The organism is Escherichia sp. UTM R2, assembly GCF_048593455.1.
Classification (GTDB): domain Bacteria; phylum Pseudomonadota; class Gammaproteobacteria; order Enterobacterales; family Enterobacteriaceae; genus Escherichia; species Escherichia coli.
The window spans coordinates 1,913,107-1,928,493 of record NZ_JBFWDY010000002.1; the positions used below are offsets into that span (position 1 = coordinate 1,913,107).

General features: G+C 51.1%; 16 protein-coding genes and 1 pseudogene. 9 read left to right on the forward strand and 8 right to left on the reverse strand.

The features are described 5' to 3' along the window. Positions 1 to 21: 21 nt before the first annotated feature. Positions 22 to 2,451 (forward strand): trimethylamine N-oxide reductase TorZ, encoded by a 2,430-nt coding sequence (gene torZ / locus AB4H76_RS10080; RefSeq protein ID WP_000176796.1) that lies wholly within the window; start codon positions 22 to 24, stop codon positions 2,449 to 2,451. A 164-nt stretch (positions 2,452 to 2,615) separates the two neighbouring features. Here torZ and cmoB read toward each other — a convergent pair whose 3' ends face one another. Genes cmoB through AB4H76_RS10105 form a run of 5 tightly spaced genes read right to left on the reverse strand, consistent with a single transcriptional unit; the run spans position 2,616 to position 6,197 of the window. Next, positions 2,616 to 3,587, reverse strand: a complete 972-nt coding sequence (gene cmoB / locus AB4H76_RS10085) for a tRNA 5-methoxyuridine(34)/uridine 5-oxyacetic acid(34) synthase CmoB (protein WP_000564725.1) — start codon at positions 3,585 to 3,587, stop codon at positions 2,616 to 2,618. After that, on the reverse strand, positions 3,584 to 4,327 hold the full coding sequence (cmoA, locus tag AB4H76_RS10090; protein ID WP_000019588.1) for a carboxy-S-adenosyl-L-methionine synthase CmoA: 744 nt from the start codon (positions 4,325 to 4,327) through the stop codon (positions 3,584 to 3,586). Before cmoA ends, cmoB begins: the two co-directional genes overlap by 4 nt. Before the next feature lie 40 nt (positions 4,328 to 4,367). Next, positions 4,368 to 4,763: an MAPEG family protein gene (locus tag AB4H76_RS10095; RefSeq protein ID WP_000252980.1), complete on the reverse strand. Its 396-nt coding sequence runs from the start codon at positions 4,761 to 4,763 to the stop codon at positions 4,368 to 4,370. A 52-nt stretch (positions 4,764 to 4,815) separates the two neighbouring features. After that, the gene (locus AB4H76_RS10100; protein ID WP_000639274.1) at positions 4,816 to 5,634 is read right to left on the reverse strand and encodes a DUF72 domain-containing protein; all 819 of its coding nucleotides are present in this window, start codon (positions 5,632 to 5,634) and stop codon (positions 4,816 to 4,818) included. Then, complete coding sequence (locus AB4H76_RS10105) at positions 5,631 to 6,197, reverse strand: hydrolase (RefSeq protein ID WP_000891599.1); 567 nt, start codon at positions 6,195 to 6,197, stop codon at positions 5,631 to 5,633. The genes AB4H76_RS10100 and AB4H76_RS10105 overlap by 4 nt, the downstream gene beginning before the upstream one ends. Before the next feature lie 309 nt (positions 6,198 to 6,506). Here AB4H76_RS10105 and aspS point away from each other — a divergent pair, with 309 nt between their 5' ends. The 4 genes from aspS to ruvC all read left to right on the forward strand — a co-directional run bounded on the left by aspS (position 6,507) and on the right by ruvC (position 10,174). Beyond that, positions 6,507 to 8,279, forward strand: a complete 1,773-nt coding sequence (gene aspS / locus AB4H76_RS10110) for an aspartate--tRNA ligase (RefSeq protein WP_001258678.1) — start codon at positions 6,507 to 6,509, stop codon at positions 8,277 to 8,279. 117 nt (positions 8,280 to 8,396) lie between these two features. Beyond that, entirely contained in the window at positions 8,397 to 8,849 is a 453-nt protein-coding gene (gene nudB, locus AB4H76_RS10115) for a dihydroneopterin triphosphate diphosphatase (protein WP_001300367.1), read from the forward strand. 28 nt (positions 8,850 to 8,877) lie between these two features. Next, the gene (locus AB4H76_RS10120) at positions 8,878 to 9,618 is read left to right on the forward strand and encodes a YebC/PmpR family DNA-binding transcriptional regulator (RefSeq protein WP_000907234.1); all 741 of its coding nucleotides are present in this window, start codon (positions 8,878 to 8,880) and stop codon (positions 9,616 to 9,618) included. Between the two features lie 34 nt (positions 9,619 to 9,652). Continuing rightward, positions 9,653 to 10,174 carry a crossover junction endodeoxyribonuclease RuvC gene (ruvC, locus tag AB4H76_RS10125; RefSeq protein WP_001295503.1) on the forward strand — a complete coding sequence of 174 codons (522 nt, stop codon included), beginning with the start codon at positions 9,653 to 9,655 and terminating at the stop codon, positions 10,172 to 10,174. Position 10,175: 1 nt separating this feature from the next. Here ruvC and AB4H76_RS10130 read toward each other — a convergent pair whose 3' ends face one another. Then, positions 10,176 to 10,778, reverse strand: coding sequence for a YebB family permuted papain-like enzyme (locus AB4H76_RS10130; RefSeq protein ID WP_001024904.1), 603 nt, complete (start codon positions 10,776 to 10,778; stop codon positions 10,176 to 10,178). A 70-nt stretch (positions 10,779 to 10,848) separates the two neighbouring features. Here AB4H76_RS10130 and yobI point away from each other — a divergent pair. The 3 genes and pseudogenes from yobI to ruvB all read left to right on the forward strand — a co-directional run bounded on the left by yobI (position 10,849) and on the right by ruvB (position 12,682). After that, positions 10,849 to 10,913, forward strand: a pseudogene (gene yobI, locus AB4H76_RS10135) (stress response small protein YobI). 138 nt (positions 10,914 to 11,051) lie between these two features. Next, positions 11,052 to 11,663: a Holliday junction branch migration protein RuvA gene (gene ruvA / locus AB4H76_RS10140; RefSeq protein WP_000580327.1), complete on the forward strand. Its 612-nt coding sequence runs from the start codon at positions 11,052 to 11,054 to the stop codon at positions 11,661 to 11,663. A gap of 8 nt (positions 11,664 to 11,671) precedes the next feature. Next, positions 11,672 to 12,682: a Holliday junction branch migration DNA helicase RuvB gene (ruvB, locus tag AB4H76_RS10145; protein ID WP_000568519.1), complete on the forward strand. Its 1,011-nt coding sequence runs from the start codon at positions 11,672 to 11,674 to the stop codon at positions 12,680 to 12,682. A 146-nt stretch (positions 12,683 to 12,828) separates the two neighbouring features. On the opposite strand, the gene znuB is transcribed toward ruvB, so the two are convergent. Together znuB and znuC are read right to left on the reverse strand one after the other, a co-directional pair. Beyond that, positions 12,829 to 13,614 carry a zinc ABC transporter permease subunit ZnuB gene (gene znuB, locus AB4H76_RS10150; protein WP_000571479.1) on the reverse strand — a complete coding sequence of 262 codons (786 nt, stop codon included), beginning with the start codon at positions 13,612 to 13,614 and terminating at the stop codon, positions 12,829 to 12,831. After that, positions 13,611 to 14,366, reverse strand: a complete 756-nt coding sequence (gene znuC, locus AB4H76_RS10155) for a zinc ABC transporter ATP-binding protein ZnuC (RefSeq protein WP_000202996.1) — start codon at positions 14,364 to 14,366, stop codon at positions 13,611 to 13,613. The genes znuB and znuC overlap by 4 nt, the downstream gene beginning before the upstream one ends. Before the next feature lie 78 nt (positions 14,367 to 14,444). Here znuC and znuA point away from each other — a divergent pair, with 78 nt between their 5' ends. Next, a complete protein-coding gene (gene znuA / locus AB4H76_RS10160) occupies positions 14,445 to 15,377 on the forward strand; it encodes a zinc ABC transporter substrate-binding protein ZnuA (RefSeq protein WP_001300644.1) in 933 nt (310 codons plus the stop codon). Positions 15,378 to 15,387 lie beyond the last annotated feature (10 nt).

Genomic DNA, 15,387 nt, shown 5'->3' on the forward strand with positions numbered 1-15,387 from the left:
TCGTTGATCAGGGAGGAAGTTATGACATTAACAAGACGTGAATTTATTAAACACAGCGGTATTGCCGCTGGAGCGCTGGTGGTGACATCGGCAGCACCGCTACCCGCATGGGCAGAAGAGAAGGGCGGTAAAATCCTCACCGCGGGACGCTGGGGAGCGATGAACGTAGAAGTGAAGGACGGCAAGATTGTTTCTTCGACAGGCGCGCTGGCGAAAACCATACCGAACTCCTTACAGTCTACGGCGGCGGATCAGGTACACACCACGGCGCGTATTCAGCATCCGATGGTGAGAAAAAGCTATCTCGATAATCCACTGCAACCGGCGAAAGGTCGAGGCGAAGATACCTATGTACAGGTGAGCTGGGAACAAGCATTAAAACTGATTCATGAGCAACACGATCGTATTCGTAAAGCTAACGGACCATCGGCCATTTTTGCCGGATCTTACGGCTGGCGCTCTTCTGGCGTGTTGCATAAAGCGCAAACCTTACTGCAACGTTATATGAACCTCGCGGGCGGTTATTCCGGGCATAGCGGCGATTATTCAACCGGGGCAGCACAGGTGATCATGCCGCATGTGGTCGGTTCTGTAGAGGTGTATGAACAGCAGACCTCCTGGCCGCTGATTCTGGAAAACAGCCAGGTTGTGGTGCTGTGGGGGATGAACCCGCTGAATACCTTAAAAATTGCCTGGAGCAGTACCGATGAGCAAGGGCTGGAATACTTCCATCAGCTGAAAAAATCTGGCAAACCAGTGATTGCCATTGATCCTATCCGCTCCGAAACCATTGAGTTCTTTGGCGATAATGCCACCTGGATCGCGCCGAATATGGGCACCGACGTGGCACTGATGTTAGGGATTGCGCATACCCTGATGACACAAGGCAAACACGATAAAGTGTTCCTTGAAAAATACACCACCGGGTATCCGCAGTTTGAAGAATATCTGACAGGTAAGAGCGATAATACTCCGAAGAGCGCGGCCTGGGCGGCGGAAATTACTGGCGTACCGGAAGCGCAGATAGTCAAACTCGCTGAACTGATGGCGGCGAATCGCACAATGCTGATGGCAGGCTGGGGAATTCAGCGCCAGCAATATGGTGAACAGAAACACTGGATGCTGGTGACGCTGGCGGCGATGTTAGGGCAGATTGGTACACCGGGCGGCGGTTTTGGTTTCTCTTATCATTACTCCAATGGTGGCAACCCGACACGTGTTGGCGGCGTGCTGCCGGAAATGTCTGCGGCGATTGCCGGACAGGCCAGCGAGGCCGCTGATGATGGCGGAATGACGGCGATTCCTGTTGCCCGTATCGTCGATGCGCTGGAAAATCCTGGCGGCAAATATCAGCATAACGGTAAAGAGCAAACGTATCCGAATATCAAAATGATCTGGTGGGCGGGTGGCGGTAACTTTACCCATCACCAGGATACTAATCGTCTGATTAAAGCATGGCAGAAACCGGAGATGATCGTCGTTTCTGAATGCTACTGGACCGCAGCTGCTAAACATGCAGATATCGTATTACCGATCACCACATCGTTTGAGCGCAATGACTTGACGATGACCGGTGATTACAGCAACCAGCATATTGTGCCGATGAAGCAGGCTGTCGCTCCGCAATTTGAAGCGCGAAACGATTTTGATGTGTTTGCCGATCTTGCGGAATTACTGAAACCTGGCGGAAAAGAGATCTATACCGAAGGTAAAGATGAAATGGCGTGGCTGAAATTTTTCTATGATGCCGCTCAGAAAGGTGCCCGTGCGCAACGCGTGACTATGCCGATGTTTAATGCCTTCTGGCAGCAAAATAAACTGATCGAAATGCGCCGCAGCGAGAAGAACGAACAGTACGTTCGTTATGGTGATTTCCGCGCCGATCCGGTGAAAAATGCGCTGGGTACGCCAAGCGGCAAAATTGAGATTTACTCCAAAACGCTGGAAAAATTTGGCTATAAGGATTGCCCGGCACACCCAACCTGGCTTGCGCCTGATGAGTGGAAGGGTACCGCCGACGAGAAGCAGTTGCAGCTTCTGACCGCACATCCGGCACACCGTTTACATAGTCAGCTTAACTATGCGGAACTGCGTAAAAAATATGCGGTTGCAGATCGTGAACCAATCACTATTCACACCGAAGATGCTGCACGCTTTGGTATTGCGAATGGCGATCTGGTGCGTGTCTGGAACAAACGTGGTCAGATTTTGACAGGCGCGGTGGTGACTGACGGGATCAAAAAAGGCGTGGTATGCGTGCATGAAGGTGCATGGCCAGATCTGGAAAATGGCTTGTGTAAAAACGGCAGTGCGAACGTGTTAACGGCGGATATCCCCAGCTCGCAGCTGGCAAATGCCTGTGCCGGTAACTCAGCGTTGGTGTATATCGAAAAATATACGGGCAATGCACCGAAGTTAACGGCGTTTGATCAGCCAGCTGTTCAGGCGTAAGACGTGAATAGCGCCCGGAAACGGGCGCTGAGGTTATGCAAACGTAAAGCTGCCTGATGCGCTATGCTTATCAGGCCTACATAGTCCCTGCAATATATTGAATTAGCAAGGTTTTGTAGGCCGGATAAGGCGTTCACGCCGCATCCGGCAGTAATACCAGACCTTTACGGCTTGCGCGCAATCAGCACCGCGCGTTTAGGTGCCGGATAACCTTCCACCGTTTTACCCGGATCATGTGGGTCGAGGAAATCGGCCAGCGATTCGGTAACCATCCATTCGGTGCGTCGCTGCTCTTCTGTGGTGGTAACGCTCACATCCGCAATGCGGATATCTACAAAACCACACTTCTTCAGCCAGTTTTTCAGCGCCAGCGCGGAAGGGATGAAATAGACATTACGCATTTGCGCGTAACGATCGCCTGGTACCAGCACCGTGTTCTCATCACCATCAATAACCAGCGTTTCCAGCACCAGTTCACCTTCATTGACCAGTTGATCTTTCAACTGCCATAGATGCTCCAGCGGTGAACGGCGATGGTAAAGCACGCCCATCGAAAAGACGGTATCAAAGGCTTTCAGTGCCGGAAGTTGTTCAATACCTAACGGTAACAAATGCGCGCGCTGATCATTACCCAGTAGTTTACGCACCGCTTCAAACTGGCACAGAAACAGTTGCGTAGGGTCGATCCCCACCGCGAGGTGCGCGCCTGCGCCAATCATGCGCCACATGTGATAACCGCTGCCGCAGCCGACATCCAGAATGGTGCGTCCGGTTAAATCAGAAAGATGGGGCAGAACACGATCCCATTTCCAGTCGGAACGCCATTCGGTATCGATGTTGACGCCATACAGTGAGAACGGCCCTTTGCGCCACGGCATCAGGTTGCGCATCAGCGTTTCAATGCGTTTAATTTGCCCTGCGCTCAGTGGCTCTTCGCTTTCTGCCGTAACGCTATGCAATAAATCAAGACGATACGGTTTAATTTCAGGTAGAAACTCCACCGCATTTGACCACTGCTTAAACAACCCGTGCTGCTGCTCGCGCTGCCAGTTAGCAATCTGCGCGGGCAGCGTTTCGAGCCAGTGTGAAAGATGATTTTTGGCAATCAGAGAATAAAAGTTACCAAAGTCGATCATGCAGCGTCCTCTGCTTTTAATGCCACCAGTGAACCAAAGTTAAAGCACTGGAACCACAGCTCACTATGCTCAAAACCGGCTTTATGCAGGCGTGCTTTATGGGTTTCCACGGAATCGGTCAGCATCACGTTTTCCAGCATGCTGCGCTTCTGGCTGATCTCCAGTTCGCTGTAACCGTTGGCACGTTTAAAGTCGTGGTGCATGTTGAACAACAGTTCACCAACTTTGGCATCTTCGAAACTGAATTTTTCCGAAAGCACCAGCGCGCCGCCCGGGTTCAGTCCTTGATAAATTTTATCCAGTAATGCCTGGCGCTCGGAAGGTTCCAGGAATTGCAGGGTAAAATTCAGCACCACCATCGATGCGTTTTCAATGGCGATATCGCGAATATCACCTTCAATGACGTCTACTGGCGTAGGGGCTTTATAGGCGTCAATATGACGACGGCAGCGTTCAATCATCGCCGGGGAGTTGTCGATGGCAATAATTTTGCAATTATCATGATGAATGTTGCGACGCACCGAGAGCGTCGCCGCGCCCAGAGAACAACCCAGATCGTAAACCTGCGTACCAGGTTGAACGAAGCGCTCGGCTAACATACCAATCATGGAAATAATATTGGAATAGCCGGGTACGGAACGCTGGATCATATCCGGGAAGACTTCAGCTACCCGTTCATCAAAGGTCCAGTCGCCCAGTCTGGCGATAGGGGCAGAAAATAGCGTGTCGCGGTGAGACATAACGTAAAAATCCGGGAAAAAGAAAGTGGCGTATTGTGCGCTAACGCAGGGAGAAAACCAACTCCCAGGGCATATACCAAAGATTCGCCAGCACCATCAGCAACAGCGCACACCAGGTGGCGCTCATGCCGGAACGTCGCCAGCGGAACAGACGGTGATGAAAACCGTAATAATGCATCAGACGACCAGCAAGCAAAACGATGCCGCAAATATGCACCATCCAGGTTTCTGCGCCATTCATTTCCATAAACAGCATCAGCACAATCGCGATGGGAATATATTCCACCGCGTTACCATGAATGCGAATAGCGCTTTGCAGTTCGCTAAAACCGCCGTCGCCATAGGCAACGCGGTACTGCATTCGCAGGCGAACGACATCAAAAGAGAACTTCATTAATAACAACGCACTTAAAACGGCATACAGCGCGCTTACCATACAAACTCCCTTTAAAATGGCCGATGGCACCTGTCTATGATAGGTGGCAAATTCAGAAAAGAGAAGATTGCTGTGGAATAGCCGGAACTGCTCCGATCTCTGGAAGCGTTTTACGTAAGTCTTCCCACAGGGTATGTACCAGTTCCGGTGCCTGGGCAATGTCTGGCGTATGTAAAAAAAGATAAGGCGTAGTGGTCTGATGCCACTGCGCTAATTTTTGTAACCAGACCTGAAATAATTCCCGGTTTTGCGTCATATCATCACTACCGATAAAACGGATCAGCGGATTTGTCGCCGTCAGTACAGCATGTACCGGAACTTTAGGTTTTTTTCGTTGAGCGTCGCGAATAGCTTCACTGTGTGGACGTGCTGCATGAACCGGGCGGCTGTCTAAAATCACCCGATTAACGCCGCGCTGATGTAAACCGCGATTAAGCGTTTGTTCCTCTTCTCCTTTGGCGAAAAACTGTGGATGGCGGACTTCCACGCCATAATTAAATTCGCCAGGAAGAGAATCGAGAAAATGCCAAAGCGCAGGCAGCTCCCGTGGGCCGAATGTGGCAGGCAGTTGCAGCCAGTATTGCCCAATGCGCGGAGCCAACGGTGACATGCGGGTCAAAAATTCAGTCACTAAATCATCGCAATGCCGTAATGCTGCCTGATGCGAAATGGTCGCCGGAAACTTAAAACAGAAGCGGAAGTCATCTGTGGTCTGCTCACGCCAGCGCAGGACAACCTCGGGTTTCGGCAGGGCGTAAAGCGTGGTGTTGCCCTCCACGCAGTTAAAGTGGCGGGCATACTCTTCAAGGCTGGTGATCCCCAACCGCACCCATTTAGGATGCGACCATTGCGGTAGACCGATGTAAATCATAACGCGTTGAGGATCTCTTCCACGCTACGCACACGGGCGATGCGCGGGTAGATATGGTTGATACTGTTATTGTGCTGCTCGGCGCTGGCGGCACTACAGGCGTCTTCGGCAATCACCAGATTAAAGCCAAGTTCCCAGGCATTGCGGGCGGTGGATTCAACACCGATATTGGTCGAGATCCCACATAACACTATTGTATCGATACCTCGGCGGCGTAATTGCAACTCCAGATCCGTACCGTAAAACGCACCCCATTGACGTTTGATGATTTCGATATCGCTGTCGGTTGCACCTAATGCAGCAGGATGTTGCCACCAATTTTCGGGCAACACTTTAGCCGGTGAGGGCGCATCGACCGGCTGTTTTAATGCTTCAGCGTAATCGGCAGACCAGCCAACGCGCACCAGAAACACGGGCTGACCGCTGGCGCGAAATTTCGCCGCCAGCTTCCCGGCGCGATTAACTACCTCAGCGGCAGTATGTGGACCACCGGCAAAAGGTAAGATGCCTTCTTGTAAATCGATCACCACCAGCGCAGTGGTTTTAGCATTAAGTTCAAGCATAATGACTCCTGAAAAAACAAAATCGTGCCTCACACCTTAATGCGATTAGCCGATGGCGGAACGACAAATTTTGTTAATTTTTATGAGTTCGGGCAACACCTTTATAGCAAACTGGCGTAGAGTCTGATTTCAGGCCCGATATAAAGTGGTAACGAGGCGTTCCAGCGCGGGCCAGGCTCTTACGGTGCGGCAGAATTTCCAGTATAATAGCCGCCTTTTTTCATTCAGTTGTGACATACAGCTAACGCTGCGACTTGGTCACCTGCGCAGCAGGGGGCATCCGCCGGCAGCTAAGTTAAGGGATATCTCATGCGTACAGAATATTGTGGACAGCTCCGTTTGTCCCACGTGGGGCAGCAGGTGACTCTGTGTGGTTGGGTCAACCGTCGTCGTGATCTTGGTAGCCTGATCTTCATCGATATGCGCGACCGCGAAGGTATCGTGCAGGTATTTTTCGATCCGGATCGTGCGGACGCGTTAAAGCTGGCCTCTGAACTGCGTAATGAGTTCTGCATTCAGGTCACGGGCACCGTACGTGCGCGTGACGAAAAAAATATTAACCGCGATATGGCGACCGGCGAAATCGAAGTGCTGGCGTCCTCGCTGACTATCATCAACCGCGCAGATGTTCTGCCGCTTGACTCTAACCACGTCAACACCGAAGAAGCGCGTCTGAAATACCGCTACCTCGACCTGCGTCGTCCGGAAATGGCTCAGCGCCTGAAAACCCGCGCTAAAATCACCAGCCTGGTGCGCCGTTTTATGGATGACCACGGCTTCCTCGACATCGAAACTCCGATGCTGACCAAAGCCACGCCGGAAGGCGCGCGTGACTACCTGGTGCCTTCTCGTGTGCACAAAGGTAAATTCTACGCACTGCCGCAATCCCCGCAGTTGTTCAAACAGCTGCTGATGATGTCCGGTTTTGACCGTTACTATCAGATCGTTAAATGCTTCCGTGACGAAGACCTGCGTGCTGACCGTCAGCCTGAATTTACTCAGATCGATGTGGAAACTTCTTTCATGACCGCGCCGCAAGTGCGTGAAGTGATGGAAGCGCTGGTGCGTCATCTGTGGCTGGAAGTGAAGGGTGTGGATCTGGGCGATTTCCCGGTAATGACCTTTGCGGAAGCAGAACGCCGTTATGGTTCTGATAAACCGGATCTGCGTAACCCGATGGAACTGACTGACGTTGCTGATCTGCTGAAATCTGTTGAGTTTGCTGTATTTGCAGGTCCGGCGAACGATCCGAAAGGTCGCGTAGCGGCTCTGCGCGTTCCGGGCGGCGCATCGCTGACCCGTAAGCAGATCGACGAATACGGTAACTTCGTTAAAATCTACGGCGCGAAAGGTCTGGCTTACATCAAAGTTAACGAACGCGCGAAAGGTCTGGAAGGTATCAACAGCCCGGTAGCGAAGTTCCTTAATGCAGAAATCATCGAAGACATCCTGGATCGTACTGCCGCGCAAGATGGCGATATGATTTTCTTCGGTGCCGACAACAAGAAAATTGTTGCCGACGCGATGGGTGCACTGCGCCTGAAAGTGGGTAAAGACCTTGGTCTGACCGACGAAAGCAAATGGGCACCGCTGTGGGTTATCGACTTCCCGATGTTTGAAGACGACGGTGAAGGCGGCCTGACGGCAATGCACCATCCGTTCACCTCACCGAAAGATATGACGGCTGCAGAACTGAAAGCTGCACCGGAAAATGCGGTGGCGAACGCTTACGATATGGTCATCAATGGTTACGAAGTGGGCGGTGGTTCAGTACGTATCCATAATGGTGATATGCAGCAGACGGTGTTTGGTATTCTGGGTATCAACGAAGAGGAACAGCGCGAGAAATTCGGCTTCCTGCTCGACGCTCTGAAATACGGTACTCCGCCGCACGCAGGTCTGGCATTCGGTCTTGACCGTCTGACCATGCTGCTGACCGGCACCGACAATATCCGTGACGTTATCGCCTTCCCGAAAACCACGGCGGCAGCGTGTCTGATGACTGAAGCACCGAGCTTTGCTAACCCGACTGCACTGGCTGAGCTGAGCATTCAGGTTGTGAAGAAGGCTGAGAATAACTGATATGACTCAAATACACGAAATCATTCGCGTTGCATCGAGGCGGCAACTGAGTGAACTCCCATGAGCATAGATAACTATGTGAATGGGATGAGCGAAGGCAGTCAACGAAGAGGCAGCGTGAAGGATAAAGTGTATAAGCGTCCCGTTTCGATCTTAGTGGTCATCTACGCACAAGATACGAAACGGGTGCTGATGTTGCAGCGGCGTGACGATCCCGATTTCTGGCAGTCGGTAACCGGCAGCGTGGAAGAGGGTGAAACCGCGCCGCAAGCTGCCATGCGCGAAGTAAAGGAAGAGGTCACCATTGATGTTGTCGCTGAACAACTGACCTTAATTGACTGTCAGCGCACGGTAGAGTTTGAAATTTTTTCACATTTACGTCATCGCTATGCGCCGGGCGTGACGCGTAATACGGAATCATGGTTCTGTCTTGCGCTTCCGCACGAGCGGCAGATCGTTTTCACTGAACATCTGGCTTACAAGTGGCTTGATGCGCCTGCTGCGGCGGCGCTCACTAAGTCCTGGAGCAACCGGCAGGCGATTGAACAGTTTGTAATTAACGCTGCCTGAACAGGCAGGGCTATCTGGAGATATTTTTATGGCAGGTCATAGTAAATGGGCCAACACCAGACATCGTAAAGCTGCGCAGGATGCTAAGCGCGGTAAAATCTTCACTAAAATCATTCGTGAGCTGGTAACCGCGGCTAAGCTGGGCGGTGGCGATCCGGACGCTAACCCGCGTCTGCGTGCAGCAATTGATAAAGCACTGTCTAACAACATGACCCGCGACACACTGAACCGCGCAATTGCACGTGGTGTGGGCGGTGATGATGATGCAAACATGGAAACCATCATCTACGAAGGTTACGGTCCTGGCGGCACGGCAATCATGATTGAATGTCTGTCTGACAACCGCAACCGTACCGTTGCTGAAGTGCGTCATGCATTCAGCAAATGTGGCGGTAACCTCGGTACTGATGGTTCCGTAGCTTATCTGTTCAGCAAAAAAGGCGTGATCTCCTTCGAGAAAGGCGATGAAGACACCATCATGGAAGCAGCACTGGAAGCAGGTGCTGAAGACGTTGTGACCTATGATGACGGCGCGATTGATGTCTACACTGCATGGGAAGAAATGGGTAAAGTGCGCGACGCTCTGGAAGCGGCAGGTCTGAAAGCAGACAGCGCGGAAGTTTCCATGATCCCGTCTACCAAAGCTGATATGGATGCAGAAACCGCACCGAAACTGATGCGTCTGATCGATATGCTGGAAGATTGCGACGACGTGCAGGAAGTTTACCATAACGGTGAAATCTCTGATGAGGTCGCAGCGACTCTCTGATGAGGCCTGCTAAACAGCAAAACGGAGACGCGTGATGGCTATTATTCTCGGCATTGATCCGGGTTCGCGCGTGACCGGCTACGGCGTCATCCGCCAGGTAGGTAGGCAACTGTCCTACCTGGGTAGCGGATGCATACGCACCAAAGTGGATGATTTACCGTCTCGTCTGAAACTCATCTATGCGGGCGTGACGGAAATCATCACCCAGTTCCAGCCTGATTATTTCGCCATTGAACAAGTCTTTATGGCAAAGAACGCTGACTCAGCCCTGAAACTGGGCCAGGCGCGCGGCGTGGCGATTGTGGCGGCGGTGAATCAGGAGTTGCCGGTATTTGAATATGCTGCACGTCAGGTGAAGCAAACGGTGGTGGGTATTGGTAGCGCCGAAAAAAGCCAGGTGCAGCATATGGTCCGCACCTTGCTGAAACTGCCCGCTAATCCACAGGCGGATGCCGCTGATGCGTTGGCGATTGCCATCACCCACTGCCACGTTAGTCAGAATGCGATGCAGATGAGCGAATCGCGGCTGAACCTGGCGAGAGGGCGACTGCGTTAAGTTATACCGCCTCGGTCAGTTCCGGCTGAGGCGTTTCCACTCCCTCCGCATGAATCAACACCAAACCCGGATGATGCCACAAACTGGCTGGCGTAACGGTTTTACGCTCCCACGGAATAGAACCCAGGAACCAGAATTTCCAGAAAGTGAGTTTTGCATTCGGATTGCTATTTAACAATTCTCCAAACGTCTCTATTTCACCCACCGGAATACATAGCGCCTCTTTATAAATATCAAAGACAAATTTTGAACAGAACTGGCGCGAAGATTCGTATTTAAAACCGGTGTGGTAAAGTTTGCGTAGCCGGGAGGGAACCTGTTCAACAATTCGTTGTTTTTGTTGTTCTGTCAGCCCAGCGTCTAATCGCTTTATAGCATAGCGTTGATTAGCAGAGCGTTTAATAAAACGGGATAGCGTAGTGATGGTTGAGAGGGGAACCCGGCTTTCTGCAACCAGGAAGTCTTCACCGTTATGACCGATAATGATCCCGACGTGATTACTCCAACAATTTGATGCAGCTGATATTTGACCAAATAAGGCAGCACCTATACATGTAAAGGCGATATCTCCAATTTCATATTCAGCAGGGTAATTAATATTCACGTTGTCATTCCATTGAAATAGATACGAATATACGTAATAGCATAAAAAATTTATTTTTTCAGGAGGCGCAATGTATATTTTTATTACGCATTTTTCACTGAATATGTAATATTAAAATATTTGCTTCCAAAATAACCTGTAGAATAAATTATACTGTGCCATTTTTCAGATCATCGAGACACCTCGCAAGTTTTCTTCATCCTTCGCTGGATATCTATCCAGCATTTTTTTATCATACAGCATTATCTTTGATTCATTACGCAGGAGCGTCATGTGATAGGCAGACTCAGAGGCATCATCATTGAAAAACAACCCCCGCTGGTGTTAATTGAAGTGGGCGGCGTAGGCTATGAAGTGCATATGCCGATGACCTGTTTTTATGAACTCCCTGAAGCGGGACAGGAAGCGATCGTTTTCACCCACTTTGTGGTGCGTGAAGACGCGCAGCTGCTGTACGGTTTTAACAATAAACAAGAGCGCACGTTGTTCAAAGAGTTGATCAAAACCAACGGCGTCGGCCCGAAGTTGGCGCTGGCGATCCTCTCCGGAATGTCAGCGCAGCAGTTCGTTAATGCCGTTGAGCGTGAAGAAGTGGGGGCGCTGGTGAAACTGCCGGGTATTGGCAAAAAAACCGCCGAACGCTTGATTGTTGAAATGAAAGACCGATTTAAAGGTCTGCATGGCGATCTCTTTACGCCAGCCGCCGATCTGGTGCTCACGTCGCCTGCCAGCCCGGCAACCAACGATGCTGAACAGGAAGCGGTTGCTGCGCTGGTGGCGCTGGGCTATAAACCACAAGAAGCCAGCCGCATGGTGAGCAAAATCGCTCGCCCTGACGCCAGCAGTGAAACATTAATTCGCGAAGCCCTACGCGCCGCGTTATGAGGTAAAGGATGATTGAAGCAGACCGTCTGATTTCTGCCGGTACCACTTTGCCGGAAGATGTAGCAGATCGCGCCATTCGCCCTAAATTACTGGAAGAGTATGTTGGTCAGCCGCAGGTTCGTTCACAGATGGAGATTTTCATCAAAGCAGCGAAACTGCGCGGCGATGCCCTCGATCATTTGTTGATTTTTGGTCCTCCGGGGTTGGGTAAAACTACGCTTGCCAACATTGTCGCCAATGAAATGGGCGTTAATTTACGCACGACTTCTGGTCCGGTGCTGGAAAAGGCGGGCGATTTGGCTGCGATGCTCACTAACCTTGAACCGCATGACGTGCTGTTTATTGATGAGATCCACCGTTTATCGCCAGTTGTTGAAGAAGTGCTGTACCCGGCAATGGAAGACTACCAACTGGATATCATGATTGGTGAAGGTCCGGCGGCACGCTCCATTAAAATTGATTTGCCGCCGTTTACCCTGATTGGTGCAACCACGCGCGCAGGTTCGCTGACATCACCGTTGCGCGACCGTTTTGGTATTGTGCAACGTCTGGAGTTTTATCAGGTGCCGGATCTGCAATATATCGTCAGTCGCAGCGCACGCTTTATGGGGCTTGAGATGAGTGATGACGGCGCGCTGGAAGTTGCTCGTCGCGCTCGCGGTACGCCGCGCATTGCCAACCGTCTGCTGCGTCGAGTGCGTGATTTCGCCGAAGTGAAGCACGATGGCACCATCTCGGCAGATATCGCTGCTCAGGCGTTGGATATGTTGAATGTCGATGCTGAAGGTTTCGATTATATGGACCGCAAATTGTTGCTGGCGGTAATCGATAAGTTCTTTGGTGGACCTGTAGGTCTGGATAACCTGGCGGCAGCCATTGGCGAAGAACGTGAAACCATTGAGGATGTGCTGGAACCTTATTTGATTCAGCAAGGCTTTTTGCAGCGTACACCGCGTGGGCGTATGGCGACGACGCGGGCGTGGAATCACTTTGGCATAACGCCGCCAGAAATGCCGTAAGTCGGATTGGTCGCTCGCGCCGCATCCGGCACTGGCAATATGCCTGATGCGACGCTGTTCGCGTCTTACCAAGACTACCAGAGATACCGAACCGTAGGTCGGATAAGGCGCTCGCGCCGCATCCGACAAATGTGTTCAGCGACAGATTAACTGGCCTGCTTTTTCATCATACTGAGAATAAATAACAGTGCCGCACATAGCACTACCGACGGACCCGCCGGCGTATCGTAAAATGCGGAAAAGGTTAAACCGCCAGTCACTGCCACCATCCCCACCAAAACAGCGACACCAGCCATCTGTTCCGGCGTGCGGGCAAAGCGACGCGCAGTAGCTGCAGGAATAATCAGCAACGAAGTAATAATCAACGCACCGACAAATTTCATCGCTACACCAATCGTCAATGCCGTCACCAGCATCAATAACAATTTCACGCGCTGTAATTTCACACCATCAACAAACGCCAGATCCGGGCTAATCGTCATCGACAGCAAATTGCGCCATTGCCAGAACAAAATAGCCACCACGATGACCACGCCAATGGCGATGGAGATGAGATCTTCCGGCGTCACTGCCAGCAAATCACCGAACAAGTAAGCCATCAAATCAACACGAATATTAGACATCAGACTAACGACCACCAGGCCCAGCGACAGGGCACTGTGCGCCATAATCCCTAATAACGTGTCGATCGCCAGCTGTGGACGCTTCTCCAGCCATACCAGACCGCCCGCCAGCAGCAGCGTAACGGCAATCACCGCATAGAATGGATTCACGTCCAGCAACAAACCAAACGCGACGCCAAGTAATGAGGCATGAGCCAGCGTATCACCGAAATAAGACATACGACGCCAGACTACAAACGAACCCAGCGGACCCGCGGCACAGGCGAGCATGATCCCGGCTAACCAACCGGGAAATAATAATTCAATCATGAGCGATCATTTCCCCGACGCAAAACAATTCGTCCCTGTAAATCGTGACGATGGTTATGATGATGGCGATAGATACCCAGTTGTTCAGCACCACGAGGACCAAACATTGAAATAAACTCCGGATGCAGGGAAACAACTTCCGGTGTGCCGGAACAACAAATGTGGTGATTCAGGCACAGCACTTCATCGGTTTTTGCCATCACCAGATGCAGATCGTGAGAAACCATTAAAACGCCACAATCCAGTTCACGACGCAGTTGGTCAATAAGGTCATATAACGCCACCTGGCCATTTACATCCACGCCTTGAGTGGGTTCATCCAGCACTAATAATTGCGGGCGATTTAACAATGCTCGCGCTAATAGTACACGCTGCGTTTCGCCACCAGAGAGCTTTTGCATCGGTGCGTTAATCAGGTGCCCGGCCTGGACACGTTTCAGTGCAGGCAAAATATCTTCTTTATGTGTACCAGGGCGTAAGCGTAAAAAACGGTTTACGGTCAGTGGCAACGTGGTGTCGAGATACAGCTTCTGCGGTACATAGCCGATGCGCAGTTTTCCGTTGCGCTTGATAACCCCTTCATCGGGTGTTACCAGCCCGAGCACTACCCGTACCAGTGTCGACTTACCTGCGCCATTTGGCCCAAGTAAAGTCAAAATTTTTCCAGGTTTAAGTTCCAGCGACACATCAGAGAGGACGCGGCGTTGGCCAAAAGAAACCGAGACATTTTCCAGGGAAACCAGACTTGTCATGTTAATTTTAGTCTTGCAGTAGTCATGAAATGTTATAATATCACACTTCTCATATTCATTACGATGATTGGTCGCATTATGTTACATAAAAAAACGCTTCTTTTCGCAGCATTATCCGCCGCTCTCTGGGGAGGTGCAACACAGGCCGCAGATGCCGCCGTTGTCGCTTCGCTTAAACCCGTTGGGTTCATCGCTTCTGCCATTGCTGATGGTGTAACAGAAACGGAGGTTTTACTGCCTGACGGCGCTTCAGAACATGATTATTCACTGCGTCCATCGGATGTAAAACGCTTACAGAACGCGGACTTAGTCGTTTGGGTTGGCCCGGAGATGGAAGCGTTTATGCAAAAACCGGTAAGCAAATTACCAGGAGCGAAGCAGGTAACGATTGCGCAGCTTGAAGATGTGAAACCGCTACTGATGAAAAGTATTCACGGCGATGATGATGATCACGACCACGCGGAAAAAAGTGACGAAGATCACCATCACGGCGATTTCAACATGCATCTTTGGCTTTCCCCAGAGATAGCGCGGGCTACAGCGGTTGCAATCCATGGAAAATTAGTGGAACTTATGCCGCAAAGTCGAGCCAAACTTGACGCCAACCTGAAGGATTTTGAGGCACAATTAGCCTCAACCGAAACGCAGGTTGGTAACGAGCTCGCGCCGCTCAAGGGGAAAGGTTATTTCGTTTTTCACGATGCTTACGGCTATTTCGAAAAACAGTTTGGACTGACACCGCTTGGTCATTTTACCGTTAACCCTGAGATTCAACCTGGCGCGCAGCGTTTACATGAAATAAGAACACAGTTGGTTGAGCAAAAAGCAACCTGCGTTTTTGCTGAGCCACAGTTCAGGCCAGCGGTCGTTGAGAGCGTCGCACGAGGGACATCCGTTCGTATGGGAACGTTGGATCCCCTGGGGACGAATATCAAACTGGGTAAAACAAGCTATTCAGAATTCCTGAGTCAATTAGCCAACCAGTATGCGAGCTGCCTGAAAGGAGATTAATGAGGAAGTG